This is a genomic window from Flagellimonas eckloniae, assembly GCF_001413955.1.
Lineage (GTDB): Bacteria > Bacteroidota > Bacteroidia > Flavobacteriales > Flavobacteriaceae > Flagellimonas > Flagellimonas eckloniae.
Map to the genome: position 1 here is coordinate 4,052,139 of NZ_LCTZ01000002.1, position 22,285 is coordinate 4,074,423.

At 36.8% G+C, this 22,285-nt stretch carries 23 protein-coding genes; 14 read left to right on the forward strand and 9 right to left on the reverse strand.

What is annotated here, in order from left to right; translation table 11 throughout:
• Positions 1-70 precede the first annotated feature (70 nt).
• Positions 71-712, forward strand: coding sequence for a DUF1684 domain-containing protein (locus AAY42_RS17480; RefSeq protein ID WP_055398037.1), 642 nt, complete (start codon positions 71-73; stop codon positions 710-712).
• Between the two features lie 60 nt (positions 713-772).
• On the opposite strand, the gene AAY42_RS17485 is transcribed toward AAY42_RS17480, so the two are convergent.
• The 4 genes from AAY42_RS17485 to crcB all read right to left on the reverse strand — a co-directional run bounded on the left by AAY42_RS17485 (position 773) and on the right by crcB (position 4,202).
• A complete protein-coding gene (locus AAY42_RS17485; protein WP_055397542.1) occupies positions 773-1,813 on the reverse strand; it encodes an outer membrane beta-barrel protein in 1,041 nt (346 codons plus the stop codon).
• 120 nt (positions 1,814-1,933) lie between these two features.
• A complete protein-coding gene (locus AAY42_RS17490) occupies positions 1,934-3,190 on the reverse strand; it encodes an ammonium transporter (RefSeq protein WP_055397544.1) in 1,257 nt (418 codons plus the stop codon).
• Between the two features lie 30 nt (positions 3,191-3,220).
• On the reverse strand, positions 3,221-3,559 hold the full coding sequence (locus AAY42_RS17495) for a P-II family nitrogen regulator (RefSeq protein WP_055397546.1): 339 nt from the start codon (positions 3,557-3,559) through the stop codon (positions 3,221-3,223).
• Between the two features lie 268 nt (positions 3,560-3,827).
• Entirely contained in the window at positions 3,828-4,202 is a 375-nt protein-coding gene (gene crcB, locus AAY42_RS17500; RefSeq protein ID WP_055397547.1) for a fluoride efflux transporter CrcB, read from the reverse strand.
• Positions 4,203-4,742: 540 nt separating this feature from the next.
• Here crcB and AAY42_RS17515 point away from each other — a divergent pair.
• On the forward strand, positions 4,743-5,129 hold the full coding sequence (locus AAY42_RS17515; protein WP_055397553.1) for a pyrophosphohydrolase domain-containing protein: 387 nt from the start codon (positions 4,743-4,745) through the stop codon (positions 5,127-5,129).
• A gap of 29 nt (positions 5,130-5,158) precedes the next feature.
• Here AAY42_RS17515 and AAY42_RS17520 read toward each other — a convergent pair whose 3' ends face one another.
• Positions 5,159-6,223 (reverse strand): branched-chain amino acid aminotransferase, encoded by a 1,065-nt coding sequence (locus tag AAY42_RS17520; RefSeq protein ID WP_175288781.1) that lies wholly within the window; start codon positions 6,221-6,223, stop codon positions 5,159-5,161.
• Positions 6,224-6,331: 108 nt separating this feature from the next.
• Here AAY42_RS17520 and AAY42_RS17525 point away from each other — a divergent pair, with 108 nt between their 5' ends.
• The 10 genes from AAY42_RS17525 (at position 6,332) to AAY42_RS17570 (ending at position 15,804) form a co-directional block, all read left to right on the forward strand.
• A complete protein-coding gene (locus AAY42_RS17525) occupies positions 6,332-6,796 on the forward strand; it encodes a DUF4920 domain-containing protein (protein ID WP_055397555.1) in 465 nt (154 codons plus the stop codon).
• A gap of 1 nt (position 6,797) precedes the next feature.
• On the forward strand, positions 6,798-7,460 hold the full coding sequence (mnmC2, locus tag AAY42_RS17530) for a tRNA (5-methylaminomethyl-2-thiouridine)(34)-methyltransferase MnmC2 (RefSeq protein WP_055398041.1): 663 nt from the start codon (positions 6,798-6,800) through the stop codon (positions 7,458-7,460).
• Positions 7,461-7,596: 136 nt separating this feature from the next.
• Entirely contained in the window at positions 7,597-8,559 is a 963-nt protein-coding gene (locus tag AAY42_RS17535) for a TIGR01777 family oxidoreductase (protein WP_055398043.1), read from the forward strand.
• A gap of 188 nt (positions 8,560-8,747) precedes the next feature.
• Positions 8,748-9,251: a nucleotide exchange factor GrpE gene (locus tag AAY42_RS17540; RefSeq protein WP_417935088.1), complete on the forward strand. Its 504-nt coding sequence runs from the start codon at positions 8,748-8,750 to the stop codon at positions 9,249-9,251.
• Between the two features lie 6 nt (positions 9,252-9,257).
• Positions 9,258-10,376, forward strand: a complete 1,119-nt coding sequence (dnaJ, locus tag AAY42_RS17545) for a molecular chaperone DnaJ (protein WP_055397559.1) — start codon at positions 9,258-9,260, stop codon at positions 10,374-10,376.
• 183 nt (positions 10,377-10,559) lie between these two features.
• Complete coding sequence (locus AAY42_RS17550) at positions 10,560-11,498, forward strand: ABC transporter ATP-binding protein (protein WP_055397561.1); 939 nt, start codon at positions 10,560-10,562, stop codon at positions 11,496-11,498.
• The gene (locus AAY42_RS17555; RefSeq protein ID WP_055397563.1) at positions 11,488-12,831 is read left to right on the forward strand and encodes an ABC transporter permease; all 1,344 of its coding nucleotides are present in this window, start codon (positions 11,488-11,490) and stop codon (positions 12,829-12,831) included. The genes AAY42_RS17550 and AAY42_RS17555 overlap by 11 nt, the downstream gene beginning before the upstream one ends.
• A gap of 10 nt (positions 12,832-12,841) precedes the next feature.
• Positions 12,842-13,753 carry a mechanosensitive ion channel family protein gene (locus tag AAY42_RS17560; RefSeq protein WP_055397566.1) on the forward strand — a complete coding sequence of 304 codons (912 nt, stop codon included), beginning with the start codon at positions 12,842-12,844 and terminating at the stop codon, positions 13,751-13,753.
• 82 nt (positions 13,754-13,835) lie between these two features.
• Positions 13,836-14,630: a DUF6268 family outer membrane beta-barrel protein gene (locus tag AAY42_RS17565; RefSeq protein ID WP_245625640.1), complete on the forward strand. Its 795-nt coding sequence runs from the start codon at positions 13,836-13,838 to the stop codon at positions 14,628-14,630.
• A 10-nt stretch (positions 14,631-14,640) separates the two neighbouring features.
• Positions 14,641-15,804, forward strand: coding sequence for a sigma-54-dependent transcriptional regulator (locus AAY42_RS17570; RefSeq protein WP_055397570.1), 1,164 nt, complete (start codon positions 14,641-14,643; stop codon positions 15,802-15,804).
• A gap of 1 nt (position 15,805) precedes the next feature.
• Here AAY42_RS17570 and AAY42_RS17575 read toward each other — a convergent pair whose 3' ends face one another.
• The gene (locus AAY42_RS17575) at positions 15,806-16,519 is read right to left on the reverse strand and encodes a hypothetical protein (protein ID WP_139063767.1); all 714 of its coding nucleotides are present in this window, start codon (positions 16,517-16,519) and stop codon (positions 15,806-15,808) included.
• Positions 16,520-16,698: 179 nt separating this feature from the next.
• On the opposite strand from AAY42_RS17575, the gene AAY42_RS17580 reads away from it, so the two are divergent.
• Positions 16,699-17,583, forward strand: a complete 885-nt coding sequence (locus AAY42_RS17580) for a PPK2 family polyphosphate kinase (RefSeq protein WP_055398045.1) — start codon at positions 16,699-16,701, stop codon at positions 17,581-17,583.
• A complete protein-coding gene (locus AAY42_RS17585; protein ID WP_055397573.1) occupies positions 17,580-18,977 on the forward strand; it encodes a M20/M25/M40 family metallo-hydrolase in 1,398 nt (465 codons plus the stop codon). The genes AAY42_RS17580 and AAY42_RS17585 overlap by 4 nt, the downstream gene beginning before the upstream one ends.
• A gap of 58 nt (positions 18,978-19,035) precedes the next feature.
• Here AAY42_RS17585 and AAY42_RS17590 read toward each other — a convergent pair whose 3' ends face one another.
• From AAY42_RS17590 to AAY42_RS18010, 3 genes are all read right to left on the reverse strand, one after another.
• On the reverse strand, positions 19,036-19,824 hold the full coding sequence (locus tag AAY42_RS17590) for a sugar phosphate isomerase/epimerase family protein (RefSeq protein ID WP_175288782.1): 789 nt from the start codon (positions 19,822-19,824) through the stop codon (positions 19,036-19,038).
• Positions 19,825-20,036: 212 nt separating this feature from the next.
• Complete coding sequence (gene bla, locus AAY42_RS17595) at positions 20,037-20,828, reverse strand: subclass B1 metallo-beta-lactamase (RefSeq protein ID WP_082433514.1); 792 nt, start codon at positions 20,826-20,828, stop codon at positions 20,037-20,039.
• Between the two features lie 57 nt (positions 20,829-20,885).
• Complete coding sequence (locus AAY42_RS18010; RefSeq protein ID WP_082433516.1) at positions 20,886-22,265, reverse strand: ankyrin repeat domain-containing protein; 1,380 nt, start codon at positions 22,263-22,265, stop codon at positions 20,886-20,888.
• Positions 22,266-22,285: the final 20 nt, after the last annotated feature.

Below are 22,285 nucleotides of genomic sequence, written 5' to 3' on the forward strand. Positions count from 1 at the left end.
TATTAGTGATGCAATAGCTAAGGTACCATTATGAACGATTTCTACTATTTTTATGGAAAAGATTTTCAATATGAAATATGTATTTGGTGTGATGTTGTTTTTGATAGTTGGCTGTAAATCTGATAAAAAATACCACACTTCTACTGTTGATAAGGTTCAAATTGAATCGAAGGCAATACAAGAAATATTATTGTTTCAGCGAGAACTGAATGAAACTTTTAAAAACCCTGATACATCACCGTTACCAGATAAATATCGAAAAAATTTTGAAGGGCTTGACTTTTTTGAACCGGATAGCACTTATATGGTAAGAGCAAGATTTGAACGAACGCCTGATGCGGTTCCTTTTTTGATGGGCACCACCACCGAAGAAAAGAGGAGGGAAGTAGTATATGGTATTGCCTATTTTGAATTGAATGGGGCGAAACATAAACTTGAAATTTACCAAAGCCTCGATTTGATGGACCAAGAGGAATATAAAGACTATTTATTTCTTCCTTTTTTAGATGAAACAAATGGAACTGAAACTTATGGGGGAGGACGTTATATCGATTTAACAATTCATGATAAGGATACCATTATCATTGACTTTAACAAGGCCTATAATCCCTATTGTGTGTATAATAAAAAGTACTCCTGCCCTCTAGTGCCAAGGCAAAATTATTTGAGAACTAATATGAGAGCAGGAGTGAAAGACTTCAAAAAGGACTAAAAAAGCCTTAATCCCTAAGGAGTAAGGCTTTCTATTAGCATTAAAATGTATTTTTTGGGTCTAGAAAGAGAAAATGGCGGCAATCAAGAAGGAAGATTGGCTATTTGTAAAACCTCCGTCACCATCATTGTAGGGTTCAAAATCATTGCCCCAGCTATCCAAACGAACTTCTGGTTTGATGATTAGGTTGTCTTTTGTGAAGCTACCAGTAAGTGTCAACCCAAGAACGTTTGAATCATCAGTAGCCGCATCATCAGTAAACGTCACATACTCCCCACGTAACCCTATAGCAAAACTATCAGAGGTGGACAACTGTGGGTAAATGGCTGCACCGTAAAAACCGGTACCGGCTTCTGAGTTATCGTTATAAGCTGCATTGATTCCAAAGAAAAAGTCCTCAGAAAGGTCGAACCCACCAGTGTAGTCTACTTCGAATCCTAGACCACCATTTTTACCACTGTCATAGTAAAGGTTTAGGTATTGCCCATAAAAACCAAGTTGACCTCCCAAAGAATATTCACCTGTACCACTAATGTCATTGGTATCCCATGGATTCATCACACCAAGCATTAAGCTTACATCATCAGACAAGGTAAAATCTGCTTTTACACCCAAATGTGAAAAAGGTCCATTGGAAAATAAGTAAGAGACACTGTAGTTAAAGTTTGCTTGGGGAGCTATTACCTCATAACCCAAGAATGTATTAAAGCGACCCATTGTTAAAGTAGTACCTTCAGATACATTCCAGTATACATATGCTTGGTTAATGATACCGTTCAATACATCATTTTCAAAAGTGGCTTCAGTACCTCTAGGTCCAAAAACTAAATCAACAACAACTCCTGTATCTCCCATATCGTAGCTACCAACTAAATTGGCCATACCCAATGCAAAACCAGTTTGGTTGGCAAATGAAGTAAAAGTTGAAGTGGTAGCTTCCCCTCCATCTTTAGTGGTCGTTCTGAAGTAAGCATCCACAGAACCGCTGATTTCCAACTTTGGAGATTCCTCTTCATCCTGTGCAAAAACAGCTGTTGATAGTAAAGCCATTGCGGCAAAAGCTAAATTTTTTATGTATTTTGTATTTATAATCGTTTTCATATCTTAATTATTTACGTGCTCTTACTTAAGAGCTTTAATTTGTTTTTTAATTGAGTTTTGTAATTTGAAAAGGTTATATAACGGAGCGTTCTGCCAAACGCTCCGTTTCCTTTTTATTTATTAGTGTTGATTCATTCTAAAGTCTGCATAGGCATCCATTCCATGTTCGTGGATGTCCAGACCTTCCAATTCTTCTTTTTCGGAGACTCGTAGTCCAGATACTTTCTTGATGGTAAAGAGTATGATAAATGCTGTTATGGAACAAAACGTAGCTGCTGCTCCAACACCTGCCAACTGCACCAAGAACTGGTCAAAACTGGCCAAGCTTCCAAAAATACCTACGGCCAAAGTACCCCAAATACCGCAAATCAAGTGAACGGCTACTGCTCCAACAGGATCGTCCAACTTTAATTTGTCTATAAGAGCTACACCAGCTACGATAATGATACCGGCCAATAATCCGATGATAACAGCCTCGTTTGGAGACATTTGATCAGCACCAGCTGTAATACCTACCAAACCACCTAAGATTCCGTTTAAGAACATAGTTAGGTCGTAGTTTTTATATGCCAATAAAGAAGTTAAGAAAGCGGAAACACCACCGGCTGCTGCAGCCAAGGAAGTTGTTACCAATACCAGAGAAGTTAGTTCTGGGTCTGCTGAAAGAACAGATCCTCCATTAAATCCAAACCATCCCAACCAAAGTATCAAAACACCTGCTGCGGCAAATGGTAGACTATGCCCTGGAATAGCTTTTGGCTTTCCATCTTCGCCGAATTTACCAATTCTAGCCCCAAGAAGGAAAATCGCAATCAATGCACCCCATCCACCAACGGAATGAACCAAAGTGGAACCTGCAAAGTCATAAAACCCTTCAGCTGAACCATAAGAAAGTGATGAAAGGAATCCACCACCCCATTGCCATGAACCTACAATTGGATATACCAATCCTACGTAAACTATGGTGAAAATCATAAATCCACCAAGTTTAATACGTTCTGCAACTGCTCCAGATACAATTGTAGCTGCCGTTGCGGCAAACATTCCTTGGAATAAGAAATCTGTCCACCAAGTATATCCTCCATCTGCATAATCAGGAGTCATACCACCTTCAGGTGCTGCAATTCCAAAACCTGCAAACTTGAGAAAGCCCATATCCCCATCTTCAAAACCTGGGTACATTAGGTTAAATCCGCCTACATAATAAAGTAGTAAGCCTACACATATAATAAATACATTCTTAAATAAAATATTAACGGTATTCTTTTGTCTGGTGAGACCGATCTCCAAAAAAGAGAAACCTAAGTGCATGAAAAACACTAGTCCGGTACAAATCATCATCCAAACATTATTCGCTGTAAATAATCCTGCGTCCATATCTTTAAATATTGTTAGTTATTTTGGTTTTTAGTTAATTCCAGCGCTTCCGCTTTCTTTGGTTCTAATTCTATAAGCTTCAATCACATCAGATACGAAGATTTTTCCATCTCCGACATTGCCTGTTGCTGCTGTATCAACCAAGGTATCAACAGTTTTTTCTAAGAAGTCATCAGATACCACTATGACCAAATACCTTCTTTGTATATCTGAGGTACTGTAAGAGATACCACGATACACATGTCCTTGTTTTTCATTTCCAACTCCAGTTACATCCCAGTAACTAAAGAAGTTGACCTCAATTTCATGAAGTGCTTTTTTCACCTCATCAAATTTGGATTTCCTAATAATTGCCTCGACTTTTTTCATAATTAAGTAGTTAATTGATATGCCAAATATATGTTAAATCATCAAAGACCATCTATAATTAGAGGTAGTGGTCCAAATTTTTATGTTTATATAAAAAATACCCCTATAATTTTAGGGGTATATTATTTTGAATGCAGTTTTATTAATTATTTGATGATTTTTCCTTAACATAACAATCAAAAAATCGATGTTTTTAACAGAAAACATGAATTTTTATAAAATATGTTCAGATATTAACAAAAAGAAGTAGTAAAAATGAATTTTATAACTAATCCACTAGTTTTGAAAGCCATAAACCAAAAGCGATGGCTAAAACCCCAACAGCAATACTGGCAATTGTATACATAGAAAAGTTGAACAAGTCGCTATTTTTGAGCAAACTATGTTTTTCAAAAGCAAATGAGGAGTATGTTGTAAATCCTCCACAAAACCCAGTGGCAAGAAATAAAGTGGTGTTTGTTGAAAGAAAATTACTTCTTGAAGAGAGTCCCAAGATAACTCCAATTAAAAGACATCCTATAATGTTTACCAAGAAAGTGCCTAAAAAGAAATTTTGAAGTGTAGTATTCAGGGGTTTGGAAATTGCGTAACGAAGTACGCTACCGAACCCACCACCTAAAAAAACAAGAAAAACCTGTTTCATACCCAAAGGTACAAACTATACCGCTTTCTTGTATTCGGTTTCGGAAGACTGTTGTTGGGGGAATAATTTTGTAATTGAAGTCTCCGAAATTTTTTGAATTGGTTGTTTAAACTTTTCACTAGCACCATTAACACTGAAAATCAACAAAATTGCGTTGATAGCTAGCAAAACGAATAAAAGGGTGAAAAATGTTACCATTGCATTTACTAAACTAATGTTAAACAAAAGTACGTCTTTTCCTATAGTATACGAGTTGCTCTCTGATTAAAGTTGTAAAACTGTTAATTTTTGTGGCGTAGCCAATATTCTTGTTAATTTTTAAGAAAGTGTTTAATAATAAATAATATTATTATGAATGTGGCAAAGGAAATTAAAACCCATTTAACCCCTTTATAATTTTTTTTATGTGTCTTTTTATCCCTTTTATATGTTGAAACTATAACTCCTATAAACACAACTACAAAAAGAGCAGTAAAAATTAACTGTCCGGTGCTGAACATATTTTATATTTTTACGCAAAGCTAAATCAAATCATATTCAATGGAAAGTAAAATAAAGGCAGTAGAGCTGTTTCATAATTCTTTTGGCTTGGGAGTGCTGCATAAACCCAAGGCTAATTTAGGTGAGTCCAAGAATGCATTAAGGTTTAATTTAATGGATGAAGAAAATAAAGAATACCTAGAAGCTGCAACAAACAATGATTTGGTGGAAGTTGCAGATGCTTTGGGAGATATGCTCTATATTCTTTGCGGTACCATATTGGAGCATGGCATGCAATATAAAATAGAAGAAGTGTTTGCTGAAATACAACGAAGCAACATGAGCAAGTTGGACGAAAATGGAAAACCTATTTATAGGGAAGATGGAAAAGTGCTAAAAGGCCCCAACTATTTTAAACCCGATATACAAGGAGTTTTGGATAAATAAAAAAGTGCCTAAAAGGCACTTTTTTTTAACTATACTTTGTATCTCCAACCAAACGTATCCGCTACTCGGTTGTACTGAATATCCGTTATTCGCTTTTTAAGAAGGGAAGCGTAGCTATTCTGCAATTCAGGTAGATCATAATCTGTATCCTTATAGCCAAAAGCTGAAATAGGGGAGATTACTGCGGCTGTTCCGGCACCGAACATTTCTTTTAATTCACCTGTTTTGGCAGCCTCAACAACTTCATGCACGGAAATTTTTCGAACTTCAGTAGCTATACCTTCTTCGTTGGCAATATCCAAAATACTTTTTCGTGTTATGCCATCAAGGATTCTATCGCTGGTTGGGCCTGTGATCAAAGTATCATTTATTCGAACAAAAACGTTCATTGCCCCAGCTTCTTCTATATATTCATGCGAATTATCATCAGTCCAAATAACCTGATTGTATCCTTTTTCTATGGCTAATTGTGTTGGATAAAATTGTCCGGCATAATTTCCACCAGCTTTAGCATAACCAACCCCACCATTTGCTGCTCTTGAATAATTTTCTTCAATTAATACTTTTACTTTTCCGGAAAAATACGCACCGGAAGGAGCAGTACATATAATAAATTTATATTCATCTGCTGGTGAAGCGTGAAAACCTGTTCCGGAAGCAAACATAAATGGACGAATGTATAAAGAGCTGCCTGGGTTTTGTGGAATCCAATCCTTATCCAATTGTAAAAGCGTGGTAAGTCCTTCCATAAAATACTCTTCAGGAAGTTCAGGTATGGCCAACCTTTTTGCAGATTTGTTCAAACGCTTAAAGTTTTCCAAAGGTCTGAACAACCATGCATCCCCTGCCTCATCCTTGTAGGCTTTCATTCCTTCAAAAATAGATTGTCCGTAATGAAATATTTTCGCTGAAGGATCCAGACTTAGGGGTTGATACGGGACAACTTTAGGTGCTTCCCATTTCCCATTTCTATAATCACATACAAGCATATGGTCGCTGTAGACACTTCCAAATGAAAGATTGTCAAAATCAACATCCTGTATTTTGGAAGTTTTCGCTTTTTCTACTACCAAAGTGTTTGTCATTGTTCCCATGCTAAAAAGAATTTGAACAGATAAAATTAGCTAATTATCCTAAGTTTTTAATGTTTTATTAATTTTAAATCATGTAATTCGTAAGTACAATCTTTATTTTTTTTAATTATGAAAACATTTAACATTTTAGCTGCCATATTCTTACTCTTTCAAATACAGACATACGGACAGAATGGTAGTTATGAAACTTATGGAGAGCCGTTTGAGAAAGCAACACATGTTGCTCAATATGAAGAAGTCTTGAATACAATCAATATAAAAGATACCGTTGCTACCCAATTTTCCGGAACTATTGTAGAAGTATGTCAGGCCAAAGGTTGTTGGATGAAGGTAAATTTAGACCAAGGCGAGCAGGTTTTTGTAAAATTTAAGGACTATGGTTTCTTTGTTCCTACTAATGTGGCCAATAGTAAAGTAGTTCTTAATGGTATTGCGTTTTCAGAGAAAGTTTCCATTGAAGAACAAAAACATTATGCGGAAGATTCAGGAAAATCAAAGGAAGAAATCTCAAAAATTAAGGCTCCAAAACGTACCCTTCAATTTGAAGCTTCGGGTGTTTTAATTGCCAAGTGATTTGAAGCGAAGAATTATAACAACGGGGGACGGTTCCAAAACAATTCAGATTGAGGATTGGGATGAACAATATCATTCCAAACACGGAGCTATACAAGAAGCATATCACGTTTTTATAGAACACGGACTCCGATTATTTACAAATACCAAAATCAATATTTTAGAAATAGGGTTTGGAACGGGTCTAAATGCCCTAATTACCTTTTTGGAAAGCGAGAAACTTTATCTTAAGATAAATTATACTGGAGTGGAGGCGTACCCGGTTGCCGCTGAGGAAGTGAATCAATTAAATTATATTTCGCAGCTTGAAACAGAGGTTTACCAAAAATATTTTGATGAAATGCATGCATCACCTTGGGAGAAGGAGGTTCAAATCGCAAAAACTTTTCAGCTTCTAAAGCAGAACAAGGATTTTAGGTCGATAAATGACATAAATCTGTTCAACCTTATTTATTTTGATGCTTTTGGTGCACGGGTACAACCAGAATTATGGACAGAAGAGGTATTTTTAAAAATGTATGAAGCATTACAAGTAAAAGGAGTTTTGGTGACCTATTCTGCCAAAGGTAGCGTTCGCAGGGCTTTACAAGCTGTCGGCTTTATTGTGGAACGCCTACCAGGACCACCTGGAAAACGGGAAATGCTTAGAGCCATCAAAGCTTAGGTCTTTGCAAATTTCATGTTAATTGGTACTGGGATTTTATGATAAATTTGTTTAAAGTTTAAACATTTGTGTTAAACCTAAATTAATGCCTCAAAAACAGAGAGTTAAACCATTAAGTTTGTTTCAAAATAACAATATGAAGGTATTGATTACTGGAGCCACTGGTTTAGTTGGAAATGCTATTGTTGAGGTGTTACACGATAAAGGTATTGCAGTTAATTACCTTACCACTCGAAAGACAAAAATAGTTTCTTCCGAAGATTTCCAAGGGTTTTATTGGAATCCTGCCAAGGGTGAAATAGACTTAGCTTGTTTTGAGAATGTTTCGGCTATTATTAATCTGGCCGGAGCAAGCATTGCTAAACGTTGGACAGAAGAATACAAGAAAAAGGTACTTTCAAGTAGAATAGACAGTCTGGAAACTTTGCACGATGCTTTAAAAGAAATCGACTCCTCAAAAATCAAGACTTTTGTTTCAGCATCGGCCATTGGAATTTATCCAGATTCCCTTCTTACCTTTTATGATGAAAATGAAACTGCCGTTGATGATAGTTTTTTAGGTAAAGTGGTCAGTGATTGGGAGGCTAAAATAGATGCGTTAAATACATTTAATTTTAATGTTTCTAAACTTAGGGTGGGAATTGTTATGTCTGCCCAGGGAGGAGCATTGCCCAAAATGGCCAAACCTATACAAAATTATGTGGGCGCAGCTTTTGGAAGCGGAAACCAATGGCAATCTTGGATTCACATTGAAGATTTGGCACAAATGTTCGTCTTTATAATTGAAAAAGGCCTTGATGGTACATTTAATGGTGTGGCCCCAAACCCAGTAACCAACTCCAAGATGACAAAAGTGTTGGCTAGAGTCCTGAATAGACCACTAGTACTGCCCAATATTCCAAAATTTGTTATGCAGTTTGTTCTGGGCGAAATGTCCTATTTGCTCTTTGCAAGTCAGCGCGTAAGTTGTAAACGCATTGAGGAAAAAGGGTTTAACTTTCAGCACCCTAACATTGGTGCTGCCCTTGAACAGTTATATCTTTCTAATGATGAGCATAGCCATTCCAAGGCCACTTCCTTAAACAAGGAGTTTGTGTAAGCTTTTAAGTTACTTATGAAATTAGAATCCGCCCCAGGCGGATTTTTTTATGATTTGTGGTGACATTTTGACATTTTTAGACAATTGGCAGTACTTTTGCCATTTTACAAAAGGAAATAAAATCAAGTTATATGAGCAAGAAAAGTAAGGTTGAGGAAATGGAAGCGGAACTTAATGATTCGCAGACGATGGAAAGTCCTGAACTGAGCGATGAAAATACAGATGTTGAGGAAAATGAAATGTCTGTAGAAGACCAATTGCGTGAGGATGTGGCAAAGGAAAAGGATAAGTTTCTAAGGCTTTTTGCAGAATTTGAGAACTTTAAGAAAAGAACTTCAAAGGAACGTATGGAGCTTTTTAAAACAGCTGGGCAAGAGGTGATAGTTTCTCTTTTACCCGTTTTGGACGATTTTGACAGAGCGTTGAAGGAAATTTCAAAATCCAAGGATAAAGAAATGGTCAAAGGGGTAGAGCTGATTAACAATAAACTAAAAGAAACCCTTAAAGGTAAAGGACTAGAGGAGGTTGAGGTAGGAGCAGGAGATGTTTTTGATGCTGAAGTACATGATGCCATTACCCAAATTCCAGCGCCCAATAAAAAATTAAAAGGAAAAATAATAGATGTGGTCGAAAAAGGCTTCAAACTTGGAGACCGCATTATTCGACACCCAAAAGTGGTGGTTGGTAACTAACTATATATGAAGGAGGATTTTTACGAAATATTAGGTATTTCCAAAGGCGCATCAGCTGCAGAAATTAAAAAGGCGTACAGGAAAAAGGCAATAGAATTTCATCCGGATAAAAACGCTGGAGATGCCAAAGCTGAAGAAATGTTTAAAAAAGCAGCAGAAGCTTATGAAATCCTGAGCGATCCAGATAAACGTGCCAAATACGATCAATTTGGCCATGCTGCTTTTGAAGGCGGCAATGGCTTTGGCGGTGGCGGTATGAATATGGATGATATCTTCAGTCAATTTGGGGATATTTTTGGGAGTGCTTTTGGTGGTGGTGGTTTTAGCGGCTTTGGTGGTTTTGGCGGCGGACAACGCCGAGTAAAGGGAAGTAACCTTCGGATTCGAGTAAAATTGACTTTGGAAGAAGTTGCAAATGGTGTTGAGAAAAAAGTAAAGGTTAGAAGAAAAGTACAGGCAGATGGCGTAACCTATAAAACATGTCCTACATGTAACGGTAGCGGTCAAGTCACAAAAATTGCCAATACAATTTTAGGCAGAATGCAAACCTCTGCAACATGTAGTACTTGTGGAGGAGCTGGACAAACTATCGACAAAAGACCAAGTGGCGCAGATGCACAGGGGCTTAAAGTAGAAGAAGAAACCGTTTCCATAAAAATTCCACCAGGGGTGGAAGAGGGGATGCAGTTAAAAGTTACCGGAAAAGGTAACGGAGCACCAGGAGATGGAATTCCAGGAGACCTATTGGTGGCCATTGAAACTATAGAGCATGATTCCCTCAAAAGAGAAGGGGATAATCTACATTACGATCTCTATATTAGTTTTTCAGAGGCTGTTTTAGGAAGTTCAAAAGAGATAGATGCCGTAAGTGGAAAAGTGAGGATAAAGTTGGAACCGGGAATCCAGTCAGGAAAAATTTTAAGGTTACGTGGAAAGGGAATTTCAAGTATCAATGGGTATGGCAGTGGAGATTTGTTGGTTCATGTGAATGTTTGGACTCCTAAAGAATTGAATAGGGAACAGAAAGAATTCTTTGAGCGCATGCAAAATGATGAAAATTTTGTACCAAAACCGGAAAAATCTGATAAATCGTTTTTTGAGAAGGTAAAAGATATGTTCTCCTAACGATTAAAGCTTTCTGTTTAAATAAAAAACGTATATTTGAAGCTGATGTTGGGCAACTGACATCTAATTTTCTTTTTCATAGCAATTTTTTTCCCATCCTTAGATTTTTTTAAGGGTGGGTTTTGTTTTTTTGGATACCCTTGTCTTTTTGCTCAAATACATATCTTTGAAAAAATTGTTTAAATGGATAACATCCTTGTTGCCAAAAATGTTTCCAAATCCTATGGAGACTATAAAGCATTGAGCAACATTTCGCTTGAAATACCCAAAAACTGCATTTACGGACTTTTAGGACCCAATGGGGCCGGAAAAACCACCTTTATTAGAATAATAAATCAAATCACCTATCAAGATTCTGGAGAGATTTTGTTTAATGGTAGCCCTCTTATGCCAGAACATATTTCGATGATTGGTTATTTGCCAGAAGAGAGAGGACTTTACAAAAGCATGAAAGTTGGAGAGCAAGCATTGTACCTTGCACAACTTAAAGGGCTTTCTAAAAATGATGCAAAAAAACGATTAAAGTATTGGTTTGACAGATTGGACATAGGGGATTGGTGGAACAAAAAAATCCAGGAACTTTCCAAAGGAATGGCGCAAAAAATCCAGTTTATAGTAACTGTTCTCCATGAACCCAAACTATTGATTTTTGATGAGCCCTTTAGTGGTTTCGACCCTATAAATGCCAACATTATTAAAGATGAGATTCTTCAATTGAAAGAAAAAGGAACTTCAATCATATTTTCAACGCATCGAATGGAGTCTGTGGAAGAATTATGTGAATATATCGCCTTGATTCATAAATCGGAAAAAATACTGGATGGTAAACTATCCGATATAAAAAAGGCATATAAGAACAATATTTTTAGCGTTGGATTGGAGACGGAATTGAATGGAGATACCTTTATGAAAACCTTAGAAGAAAAGTATCATATACTTTCATCAAAATTTGATGCTAAAGAAAACCAATTGGATTTCACTGTCCAATTGCCATCCAATACTACTACAGATATATTATCGGAACTTTCACGCCAAGCAAATATCAACCGCTTTGAAGAAACGATACCCTCGGCCAATGATATTTTTATTCAAACCGTAAATAATAAAGAGAATGACAGGTAAGCTGGGGTTGATTATAAAACGGGAGTACCTGGCAAAGGTGAGAAACAAGTCATTTATAATAATGACAATTCTAAGCCCTTTGTTAATTGTGGGAATGATTGTTTTGATTGCCTACCTGATTAGAATTAATGACAGTGAAAAGCGAGTGATTTCGGTCCTGAATGAAAGTGAGTTTTTGGATCACCAATTTAAGACCTCACAAAGTATGTCGTTTGTGCGTTTTCAAAACCTTTCTTTACAGGAAGCCAAGGACTCAACTAGTTCGTTGGGGTATTATGGTCTACTTTACATTCCAAAGGGAGCTAGTTTGGAACAGGCATCAAAATCAGCATTTTTGTATACCAAGGATAATCCGAATACCAATGTTACACAGAGACTTGAAAGTGTTTTTCAAACCCAATTACGGCAAAAAAAACTGTCCAGACTAGGAGTGTCCTCTACACAGTTTCAAGATATTGAAGAGCCTTTTGAAATAAATCTGGCCACATTTGAAGGTGAGAAAAGTGTAAAAGGAATAAATGAGATTAAAGCGTTTATCGGGGGAGGATTTGGTTATGCCATTATGATGTTCATTATTATTTATGGAGGTTTTGTAATGCGCAGTGTTATCGAAGAAAAAACCAGTAGGATTATTGAAGTAATCATTTCTTCCGTGAAACCATTTCAATTAATGTTAGGTAAAATAATTGGCACATCTTTGGCTGGAATCACCCAATTTACAATTTGGATTATCTCAGCATCACTTCTATTGTTTTTGGTGGTATTGTTTTTAGATATTGATTTAAGTGCTATAGCAGCCGAAACTTCAATCGCACCCGAAACAATCGGCGGCATGGAGCAATTTCCCGTTTCTTCAAACAGTGAAATGATGCTTTACGCAAAGGAAATTTTAAATATTCCATGGATACTTTTAATCAGTTCCTTTTTGATATATTTTATTTTAGGGTATTTGATTTATAGTTCAATTTATGCGGCTATTGGAGCGGCAGTGGATAATGAAACAGATACACAGCAATTTATTTTTCCAATAATACTGCCGTTAATGTTGGCTATCTATGTAGGGTTCTTTTCCGTTTTCAGTAATCCGCATGGACCAATTGCGGTCGGATTCTCACTGTTTCCACTTACTTCTCCTATTGTTATGCTTATGAGATTGCCAGGCGGAATTGGCGAAGGAGGTGTACCTTTGTGGCAATTAATACTGTCCATTGTTCTCCTGATTGGAACATTTTTGGGAATTGTATGGTTAGCGGCCAAGATTTATAGAGTAGGCATATTAATGTATGGAAAAAGGCCTACATATAGGGAATTGTTCAGGTGGTTGAAATATTAGGTTAATTATAATGCAAGAAGAAGGCAACGAAATAAAAGAAATCATTCAAGAAGATATTTGGGGCTCTGTCAAGGAATTCCTAAATCTGGGATTTCATTTAGGGGAAGGAGAAAAATCCATACACCTAACCGTTGGCTTGTTGTTGCTTTTGACCGTTGCTTTCATTGTTACCAAGTTTGTATTAAAATGGCTTAGACACCTGTTGACTAGAAAAATGGAACAGGAGGATAAACTAAAATTCTCCAGTGTTTTCAAATTCATCAACTACGTAATATATGTGGTTGTGGTATTGGTGACCCTTAGTGCTGCGGGAATTGATATCACATTAATTATTACAGCCTCTGCGGCCTTGTTCGTGGGGTTAGGGCTTGCACTTCAGGAATTGTTCCAAGACATTCTTGGAGGGATTTTCATTATCGTGGACAAATCTTTACAAGTTGGAGATATTGTTGAGGTTGATGGGAAAGTGGGCAAAGTTTTTGAAATAAAACTACGAACTACCCGGGCGCTTACTCGCGATGATAAGGTAATCATTATTCCCAATCATAAGTTTATAAGCGATATTGTCCATAACTACACCCAAAACCATAAGACTACACGTGAGAAGGTAAGTGTTGGAGTTGCCTATGGTAGCGATGTTACATTGGTTACACAACTTTTGGAACAAGTTGCTGATGAAGAGAAACAAGTACTTAAAAAACCTAAACCATTTGTCCTTTTTGACGATTTTGGAGATTCTGCGCTGCTTTTTTCACTTCATTTTTTTACCAATGACAGTTTTGGTGATCCTAAAATAAAAAGTAATATACGTTACGCCATAAATACCAAGTTCATAGAAAATAACGTTAGCATTCCATTCCCACAAAGGGATGTTCATATAATCCAGCAAAAACCTCAAGAAAATAAAAACTTCGACTCGTAATACTACAAACTGGATTTTTGGATTTTTCCTGGGGATATTTTTCTGCTGCTCAGGATTCGGTCAGAGTTCTGACATATTTAGATTGGAATATCTCAATATTCCTGAAAACGATACCGGCATTAAAACACAACGCTACAGGTTTTTGTTTAATCTTCCTATAAAATTAAATGAGAAAAAGGACTATCTAATAACGGGTATGGAGTACAATAAACTTGATATTGGTTATTCACAAGATTTTCCTTTTGATAGAAGTGAATTGATTCGGTTTCATGTAGTTGATTTAAACGTGGGTTTTATAACCAAGTGGAACGAGAATTGGAATTTGGTGACCATAATAACACCAAGATTGGCCTCCAATTTTACAAGTGGAACCATCACGGATGATTTCTTTTTTAATGCTACCGCTACATTATGGAAAGAAAAGCCCAATGCAGAGAAGCCTTTTAGAATTGTCCTTGGTCTATCTTACAACAGTACCACAGGACTACCTGTTCCTTTGCCACTGATAAGTTACTACAAAAGATTTCACCCCAAGTGGTCCTATACCCTTGGAATACCAAGATCCAATTTTAAGTATCATATTTCCAAAAAGCATACGTTTGAAATGACGATGCTATTTGATGGATATTTTATTAATATCCAAGAGAATATCGTTTTACCAGATAATCAATTAGGGTCAAAAATTTCGCTTTCCGCACTAGTTGGGGCCATTGGTTACCAATACAATATATCAAAAAGAATGTCTCTCTATGTTTTGGGAGGGCGTTCATTGGAACAGGAAGGAAAGTTAAGGAATGATAAAAGAGGTGATGTTTTTCTGTTAAATGATGAGTCAAACCTTTATCTTAGAACTGGGTTCAAGATTGGAATCTTTTAAATAATAAAGTATGTCAAAAATTTTGGTAATAGAGGATGAATCCGCCATTAGAAGGGTTTTGGTAAAAATATTGAGTGAGGAAAGCGATACCTATAATGTACAGGAAGCTGAGGATGGCCTAAAGGGTATTGAAGCAGTTAAAAAAGAAGACTTTGATTTGGTGTTGTGCGATATTAAAATGCCAAAAATGGATGGAGTTGAGGTACTTGAGGCGGCTCGGAAGATAAAACCAGAAATTCCTTTTATCATGATTTCCGGTCATGGCGATTTGGATACAGCCGTGAACACTATGCGCCTAGGGGCCTTTGACTATATATCCAAACCACCAGATTTAAACCGATTGTTGACAACGGTACGTAATGCCCTTGATCGCAAGGAATTGGAGGTTGAGAATAAAATCCTAAAAAAGAAGGTTTCCAAAAATTATGAAATGGTTGGGGAAAGTGACTCCATAGAAGTCATTAAAGATATGATAGAGAAGGTGGCTCCTACAGATGCTCGAGTTTTGATTACCGGTTCCAACGGAACAGGAAAAGAATTGGTTGCGCACTGGTTACATGAGAAAAGTCCTCGTTATTCCGCTCCATTTATAGAGGTTAATTGCGCTGCAATTCCATCAGAATTAATTGAAAGTGAACTTTTTGGACATGTTAAAGGTGCATTTACATCGGCAGTGAAGGATAGGGCAGGTAAATTTGAAGCAGCAAATAAGGGCACAATTTTTTTAGATGAGATTGGAGACATGAGCCTATCGGCCCAAGCGAAGGTTTTGAGAGCATTGCAGGAAAATAAAATTTCCAGGGTTGGTTCCGATAAAGATATTAAGGTAGATGTTAGGGTTCTGGCCGCGACCAACAAGGATTTAAAAAAGGAAATTGAAGATGGTAAGTTTCGAGAGGATCTGTATCACCGTTTGGCGGTAATTTTGATAAAGGTACCCGCATTAAATGAAAGGAGGGATGATATTCCCATATTGATTGACCATTTTTCAAAAAAAATAGCTTCAGAGCAAGGTACTTCACCAAAAGAATTTTCAAAAAAGGCAATCCAACTTTTAAAAGGATATGATTGGACAGGAAATGTTCGTGAACTCCGCAATGTTGTGGAGCGGTTAATCATATTGGGAGGCAAAGAAGTTTCTGAGGAAGATGTAAAATTATTTGCCAGTAAATAAATTAATCCAAAGAACAATCACCTAACTGCAAAAGTGCATCTTCTGCTATTGTCTTAACGCGTTGGTGATATTGTTTTTTTGGCTCTGACAAACCTACGTTCATTAATTTTAATCGAGCTTCCTCATGTATTTTTGAGATAAACGCTTGAGCCTCCTTACACGGTACTTCATTTACCACTTTGTCAAGAGAGCTTTCAAATCCAAGTAAGCAATTGTGCACATGTGTTCGTAGATGTTCGCCATGAGGCATAGGATCATCAGTTTGGTGCTCTAAGGCATCCTTGGTATTTAGAACTAATACGTTGTTACCATAGGGGCTAGAGAAATCCTGTTCAAATTCTTTGAGGACATTAATACCAATAGTCGTACTCTCCAGAGCGATATGTAAATATTTTTTGGCGTCTTTTAAAGTAGGTTCTTTTGCACCTTTTTTTAGATAGTAAAGTGCTTTTTCAAGGCTTTCAATAGTTCCTTGGCAACCACAATCTATAAAGTTGAGTCTCGTCTTTTCAATTCCATTTATGGCCTTATAAGCATAATACTTTGACATTTCAAAATCATTGGCAACAACTGCTTCCTGCATTTGATTTTTTATGTATTCAATATTGGAATTCGCGTACTCACATGCACTGCGAGATATAAAAGAAGACAGTATTAATAGACTAATTACACCTATTATAAAGACTATAAAGAGAATAATCTTATTTTTTTTCATAACGCTAGATTTGGGACTTTGCGTCTTGTTATTCTCTCTAAATTACGTTGGGGATTGGGTTAAGTTGAAAAAAAATCGATAAAGAACGATCTAAAACTATAAAACGTAAAAAGTATCGTTGAATGGTAGTTTTGTGTCGATGATTGAAAAAATGGGTAAAAAAAGGTATATTCAGTCCTATGGAAAACATAAAAATCGACCTATACAAGGCGAAAAACGCTACAAAACTTTCGGAAAAAAGCACATTTGAAAATTTTAATAGTACAGATAAGGAGCTCAAAAAGAATTTGGAGGAAATTCGAGAAGATTTGGGCAAATTTCAGGACAAGTTGTATGCCCATGGAAAATACGGTGTTTTGGTTTGCTTGCAGGGAATGGACACTTCGGGCAAGGATAGTCTTATTCGAGAGGTTTTCAAGGATTTTAATGTCAGGGGAGTGCAAGTCCACAGTTTTAAGGTACCCACTGAATTGGAATTGAAGCATGATTATCTATGGCGTCACTATATTGCATTACCTGCGAGAGGTAAGTTCAGTGTTTTTAATAGAACACATTACGAAAATGTATTGGTGACCAAAGTACATCCTTCCTATATTTTGGGTGAGAATATCCCGGGAGTTGATTCAGTTTCAGATATAAATGAAGCATTTTGGGAAAATCGATACCGACAAATCAATGATTTTGAAAGGCATATTGCCGAAAACGGCACTCTAATCTTTAAATTTTTTCTACATCTATCCAAAGAAGAACAACGACAACGATTGTTGCGAAGGTTACGGCTAAAGGAAAAAAATTGGAAATTCTCCCCAGGGGACCTAAAAGAGCGCAAATTATGGGATAAGTATCAAGAATGTTATGAAGAGGCTATTAATAAAACTTCTCAACCCCATGCACCTTGGTTTGTAATTCCGGCAGACAACAAAAAGGCAGCCAGGGTCATAGTTGCATCAATTCTATTGGAATCGTTAAAAAAACACAAAGATATTGCCGAACCAGAGCTCGAAGAAAAAATAAAAGCTAAATTAGAAAGCTTTAAACAAGAATTGGAAAAAGAAACCGAATGAGAATAGCCTTACTCCTAGCCATTTTATTGGTCAGTACCCCATTTTTTTCACAATCAGATGATGAAAAACAAATCAAGTTAATTTATGACCATGCTTTGACCAACGGCAAAGCATACGATTGGTTAAATTACCTTTCCAATCAAATTGGAGGTCGTCTTTCGGGATCCGTTCAGGCACAACAGGCAGTTGATTATACCAAAGGCCAACTTGATTCTTTAGGGTTGGATAGGGTTTGGTTACAGCCCGTTATGGTTCCAAAGTGGGTAAGGGGCACTCCTGAATTTGCTTATATAGAAACCAAACCTGGACTTACCACAAATGTTCCCATTTGTGCACTTGGAGGGTCCGTGGCAACACCGGACGGAGGTCTCAAAGCCAGTATTATTGAAGTAAAAGGAATAGAAGATCTTGAAAAACTGGGGGAAGAAAAGATAGCTGGTAAAATAGTGTTTTACAATAGACCAATGGATGCCACCCAAATAAGCACATTTGCTGCATATTCAGGTTGTGTGGACCAGAGATATTCCGGTGCGGCGGAAGCAGGGAAATATGGCGCTTTGGGGGTTATAGTCCGTTCCATGAATTTACGCTTGGACGATTATCCACACACTGGCTCAATGAGTTATGGAGATACCCCGGTTTCAAATCGCATTCCTGCTGCTGCAATAAGTACCAAAGGAGCGGAGTTATTGAGCACTACGCTTACCTTAAACCCAGATATCAAATTTCATTTTAGACAAAGCTGCAAACAATACGAAGATGTAGAATCTTATAATGTTATAGGTGAGATCAGGGGAAGTACATACCCCAATGAGGTAATGATTGTTGGCGGACATTTGGATTCTTGGGATTTGGGGGATGGTTCCCATGATGATGGTGCTGGATGTGTACAGAGTATGGATGTACTTCGTTTGCTAAAGGAAACAGGATACAAACCTAAGCGTACCTTGCGTGTTGTTTTGTTTATGAATGAAGAAAATGGACTCAGGGGTGGAAACAAATATGCCGAAGTAGCTCGAAGAAAAAATGAAAAACATGTATTTGCGCTGGAAAGTGATTCGGGCGGATTTACTCCAAGAGGTTTTTCTTTTAACTGTTCCGAAGAAAATCTAAAACAAGTACAAAGTTGGAAAAGCCTTTTCGAGCCTTATTTGATCCATATGTTTGTAAAAGGGTTTAGCGGTGCTGATATTCGTCCACTTATGGATCAAGATTTGGTTTTGGCGGGGCTGCGACCAGATTCTCAACGCTATTTTGACCATCACCATGCTGAAAACGATACGTTTGAACATGTAAACAAGCGAGAACTGGAGCTAGGTGCGGCCACTATGGCGAGTTTAGTGTATTTGATGGACAAATATGGTACAATACCGTCAAAGAAGATAAAGGGATAAATACACATAATCTCAGTGTAAACTTTGATGCAAATCAAAGAAGATATTTCTGATATTTTTATTTTTTCCTGTTTTGAGGCCAATTTATTTCTAGGATGTTTAATCCTTTAATATTTTGCTCCAAGACATATTGTACATCTTTATGTTCCACATGGCCCAAAACACCCCATGGACCTTCAAATCCGGAATTGATAAGCATATTGACCATACCTTTTTCTTGATTACCTTCTCCAATGGGTAAGATTTTAGGGCCTTCCTTCCTCATGCCATTCAAATTAACGGCGGTTAAATAGGGTTTTATCTTTTTTACAATTTGCGGAAAATCATCCAAATACTCATGGGCATGGTGAAAGTTATACACCATACGCAAATTACATTGTGGAAGCATTTTTATAAGCTCAACTTGATTGGAAGGATTGCCAAACCAACCTCTATGATTGTACAATGCTACGTTACAACCAATTTCTTTCGCCTTTGCATGTATAAATTTGATCATCTCCAATGCGAGGCCCATTGATTCCTCTTGAGTCTTGCCTTCAAAGAAGTTTGGGCTAAAACTTAACCATAGGGTTGTTTTAAGTTTTGAACGTTTTATGATCTCTAAAACACGATTATTTGCAGGACTTAGTTTACCGAAGGAGTCCCTTTTGGCATTCAGCCAAAACCAAACAGAAATAATCGCAATCCTGTTTTCCTTTGCTAAGTCAAGCTCTTTTTCCATTTCATCCAGGTCCTTATTACGCCAATCATAAGCATATTTGGAAAACCCAAGGTCTTTTAGCATCTGTATTCGTTCAGCAGGAGATCTCTCTATGGAATCAAAGGCGACAATGCACCAGGGGTACATATTTTTGAGTGGTATGGTTTTCTCATTTTGGCATACACATAATTGTATGAAAAACAGAAGAAAGAGGAGTAGTGATGTAACATGTTTTTTCATGTTGATTCAATTTACCTAACCAAAGGTGTTAAGTTAAGAATACTAATTGATAAAGATAAAAGCAGCAAAATCACCCCTCGAGATTAGGTTGTAAAGTGCTGTTTTCAATATTGTTAGGTTCAATGATTTTCAAATAGTTCCATAGTATAGTCTAACAAATCAGTTCCACCCCATTTCCCATGTCCAGGGATTACAATTTCTATTTTAGGGTATTTGGATTTTACTTTCTCTACTGTTTTTGACCACTGTTCCAGATTGGCATCTCCAAGATACCCCTTGGAAGCCCCGACACTTTTAAGTAAACATCCACCAAAAAGGGCATTGTCTTCAGGAAAATATCCAATAATATTGTCTTTGGTATGTCCTTCTCCGTAGTATTCCGCATAAACTTTTTTATCTCCAAGACTTAGCACAAAGTCTTCATCAAATTCGTGTATTGATTGTGGAAAGTCCTGTTGCCTGCTTTTAAGCATTTCTATGGTAAGTTTATGCGCATAGGACTGTATGTTTTGTTTTTCAAACTCTTCTATACCTCCAAAACAATCGGAATGAAAATGAGTAGGGATTACTGCTATGATTTTGCTAGCCATATTTTTTGAAACAAAATTCAGTAACTCTAGCGAACCTTCATTTGTAGTTGGTGTATCAAAAACAACAGCCTTGGATTCGTTAATTACCAACATTCCATTACAGGCAACTTTACCAAAATCGTCTGTATCTAAATAGGAAATATGGGTATAAATATGGTTGGATAACCTTGTTATGACCAAATTTTCGGTTTCATGGAGTATCTGGCCTTTTATTGACACTTCTGTCTTTTCATTTATTTCGGCGGCTTTGGTCGAAATTTGTTTGCAGGAGGTAACTAATACTACCACTATTAGAACATATATGTACTGGAATTTTCTCATAAGAACAAAGGTAATGCGGCTAACTTAACTTTCCGTAGCATGTAAATCAACAAGATTTTACATTTTGTTTTTAATCTCGTTTATAATGTCTGTGCTTACCCAAAAGATATCTTGGTTACTCGTATAGAACAAATAGTTACCGTCCTTGCTTACAAAAGGGCAATATTCATAATTTTTAGTGTTTAGAGGCTCTCCCATATTTACTGCTGTGGTCCAACTGTCATCACTATTTTTAAAACTAATGTACAAATCGCCCTGTCCAAATCCATCGTCACGGGTTGAACAGAAGATAATATAGGATTCATCTGGCGCAATAAAAACATCTCCTTCATAATTGGGTGTATTGATTGCATCGCCAAGGGGAATTGATTTTTGAAAGATACCACCCACATTTTTTGAGTAATAGATATCATGGTCATCTTTTTTTGAATTGTGACCATTGGATGAAAAATACATTGTGTCCTCATTGGTAAACGAAATGTAATATTCGTTCCCGTCTGTGTTTATGTTTGGACCTGCATTTATAGGCTCAGACCAAGTCTTGTCATTCTTTTGGATATACCAAATATCAACATCTTTCAAATCGCCAACCCCATCTAAAGCTCTTTCGGATATAAAGTATAATCTATTTTCATCATTGGAGAGAAAAGGGTCATTGTAACCATAGCGCTCATGTGAAAGAAAAGTTTTTGGTTTGCTCCATTCCGTACCTATCATTTTAGAGTATCGAATTTCACTTTTACCGTTTACATCTACCCCAAGGTAAAACTCTGTTCCATCTGTACTAAAAAAAGAACCAAATTCTGATTCTTCTGTAGAAATAAAGTTTGGCGCAAACATACTTGGAATAAGTTCTGGTGGTTTCTGCCCCATATACGCACCATTCATTGTAAAGGTGCGAACTGAATTTTCATCTGCTCCCAAAGACAAAAGCAAGGTATAGATTTCAGTTGCCTCTATCCGTTTTGCTATCTCCAAAGGTGTACTACCCCTTTCATTTTTGGCGTCGATGTCAATTCCAATTTTCACCAGTTTTTCAACAAATAATTCACTTTTATTTAAAACGGCGCTTTCCAGTAAAACTGGTCCGTAGTTGTCAATCCAAGAGTTATCGGTCTGTAAATTTTGAAGCGTATTAAAACAGTGTTCACTTTCAAAATTAACTGCTAAATGCAAAGGTGTTCTCTTTTGATTGTCCTCTATATTGAAATCAATCCCTTTAGTAATCAGAGCATCGAAAACTTCTGGTTTTTTGCACCCTATTGCCCAATGCAATAATGACCTGTCCCGGTTATCTTGAATATTTATGGAACTATGTTGGAGAAGACTATCCAATCTTTTCAAATCTCCTTTACATACTGTCCTGAAAATATTTTGGGCCGTAGAACTGAAGCTTACTAGTAAGAGAAGTGTAATTATTAGATTTTTAATTTTCATACTGTTTTTAAATGAGGGAT

Excerpts from the sequence above, each read along its gene's own strand:
- AAY42_RS17555 (WP_055397563.1), top strand. The coding sequence starts at position 11,488 with ATGACAGGTAAGCTGGGGTTGATTATAAAACGGGAGTACCTGGCAAAG.
- AAY42_RS17540 (WP_417935088.1), top strand. The coding sequence starts at position 8,748 with ATGGAAAGTCCTGAACTGAGCGATGAAAATACAGATGTTGAGGAAAAT.
- AAY42_RS17575 (WP_139063767.1), bottom strand. The coding sequence starts at position 16,519 with ATGAAAAAAAATAAGATTATTCTCTTTATAGTCTTTATAATAGGTGTA.
- AAY42_RS17520 (WP_175288781.1), bottom strand. The coding sequence starts at position 6,223 with ATGGGAACAATGACAAACACTTTGGTAGTAGAAAAAGCGAAAACTTCC.
- AAY42_RS17580 (WP_055398045.1), top strand. The coding sequence starts at position 16,699 with ATGGAAAACATAAAAATCGACCTATACAAGGCGAAAAACGCTACAAAA.
- AAY42_RS17525 (WP_055397555.1), top strand. The coding sequence starts at position 6,332 with ATGAAAACATTTAACATTTTAGCTGCCATATTCTTACTCTTTCAAATA.
- AAY42_RS18010 (WP_082433516.1), bottom strand. The coding sequence starts at position 22,265 with ATGAAAATTAAAAATCTAATAATTACACTTCTCTTACTAGTAAGCTTC.
- AAY42_RS17495 (WP_055397546.1), bottom strand. The coding sequence starts at position 3,559 with ATGAAAAAAGTCGAGGCAATTATTAGGAAATCCAAATTTGATGAGGTG.
- AAY42_RS17535 (WP_055398043.1), top strand. The coding sequence starts at position 7,597 with ATGAAGGTATTGATTACTGGAGCCACTGGTTTAGTTGGAAATGCTATT.
- AAY42_RS17560 (WP_055397566.1), top strand. The coding sequence starts at position 12,842 with ATGCAAGAAGAAGGCAACGAAATAAAAGAAATCATTCAAGAAGATATT.
- AAY42_RS17550 (WP_055397561.1), top strand. The coding sequence starts at position 10,560 with ATGGATAACATCCTTGTTGCCAAAAATGTTTCCAAATCCTATGGAGAC.
- crcB (WP_055397547.1), bottom strand. The coding sequence starts at position 4,202 with ATGAAACAGGTTTTTCTTGTTTTTTTAGGTGGTGGGTTCGGTAGCGTA.
- AAY42_RS17515 (WP_055397553.1), top strand. The coding sequence starts at position 4,743 with ATGGAAAGTAAAATAAAGGCAGTAGAGCTGTTTCATAATTCTTTTGGC.
- AAY42_RS17585 (WP_055397573.1), top strand. The coding sequence starts at position 17,580 with ATGAGAATAGCCTTACTCCTAGCCATTTTATTGGTCAGTACCCCATTT.
- AAY42_RS17490 (WP_055397544.1), bottom strand. The coding sequence starts at position 3,190 with ATGGACGCAGGATTATTTACAGCGAATAATGTTTGGATGATGATTTGT.
- AAY42_RS17590 (WP_175288782.1), bottom strand. The coding sequence starts at position 19,824 with ATGTACCCCTGGTGCATTGTCGCCTTTGATTCCATAGAGAGATCTCCT.
- AAY42_RS17485 (WP_055397542.1), bottom strand. The coding sequence starts at position 1,813 with ATGAAAACGATTATAAATACAAAATACATAAAAAATTTAGCTTTTGCC.
- bla (WP_082433514.1), bottom strand. The coding sequence starts at position 20,828 with ATGAGAAAATTCCAGTACATATATGTTCTAATAGTGGTAGTATTAGTT.
- dnaJ (WP_055397559.1), top strand. The coding sequence starts at position 9,258 with ATGAAGGAGGATTTTTACGAAATATTAGGTATTTCCAAAGGCGCATCA.
- AAY42_RS17570 (WP_055397570.1), top strand. The coding sequence starts at position 14,641 with ATGTCAAAAATTTTGGTAATAGAGGATGAATCCGCCATTAGAAGGGTT.
- AAY42_RS17480 (WP_055398037.1), top strand. The coding sequence starts at position 71 with ATGAAATATGTATTTGGTGTGATGTTGTTTTTGATAGTTGGCTGTAAA.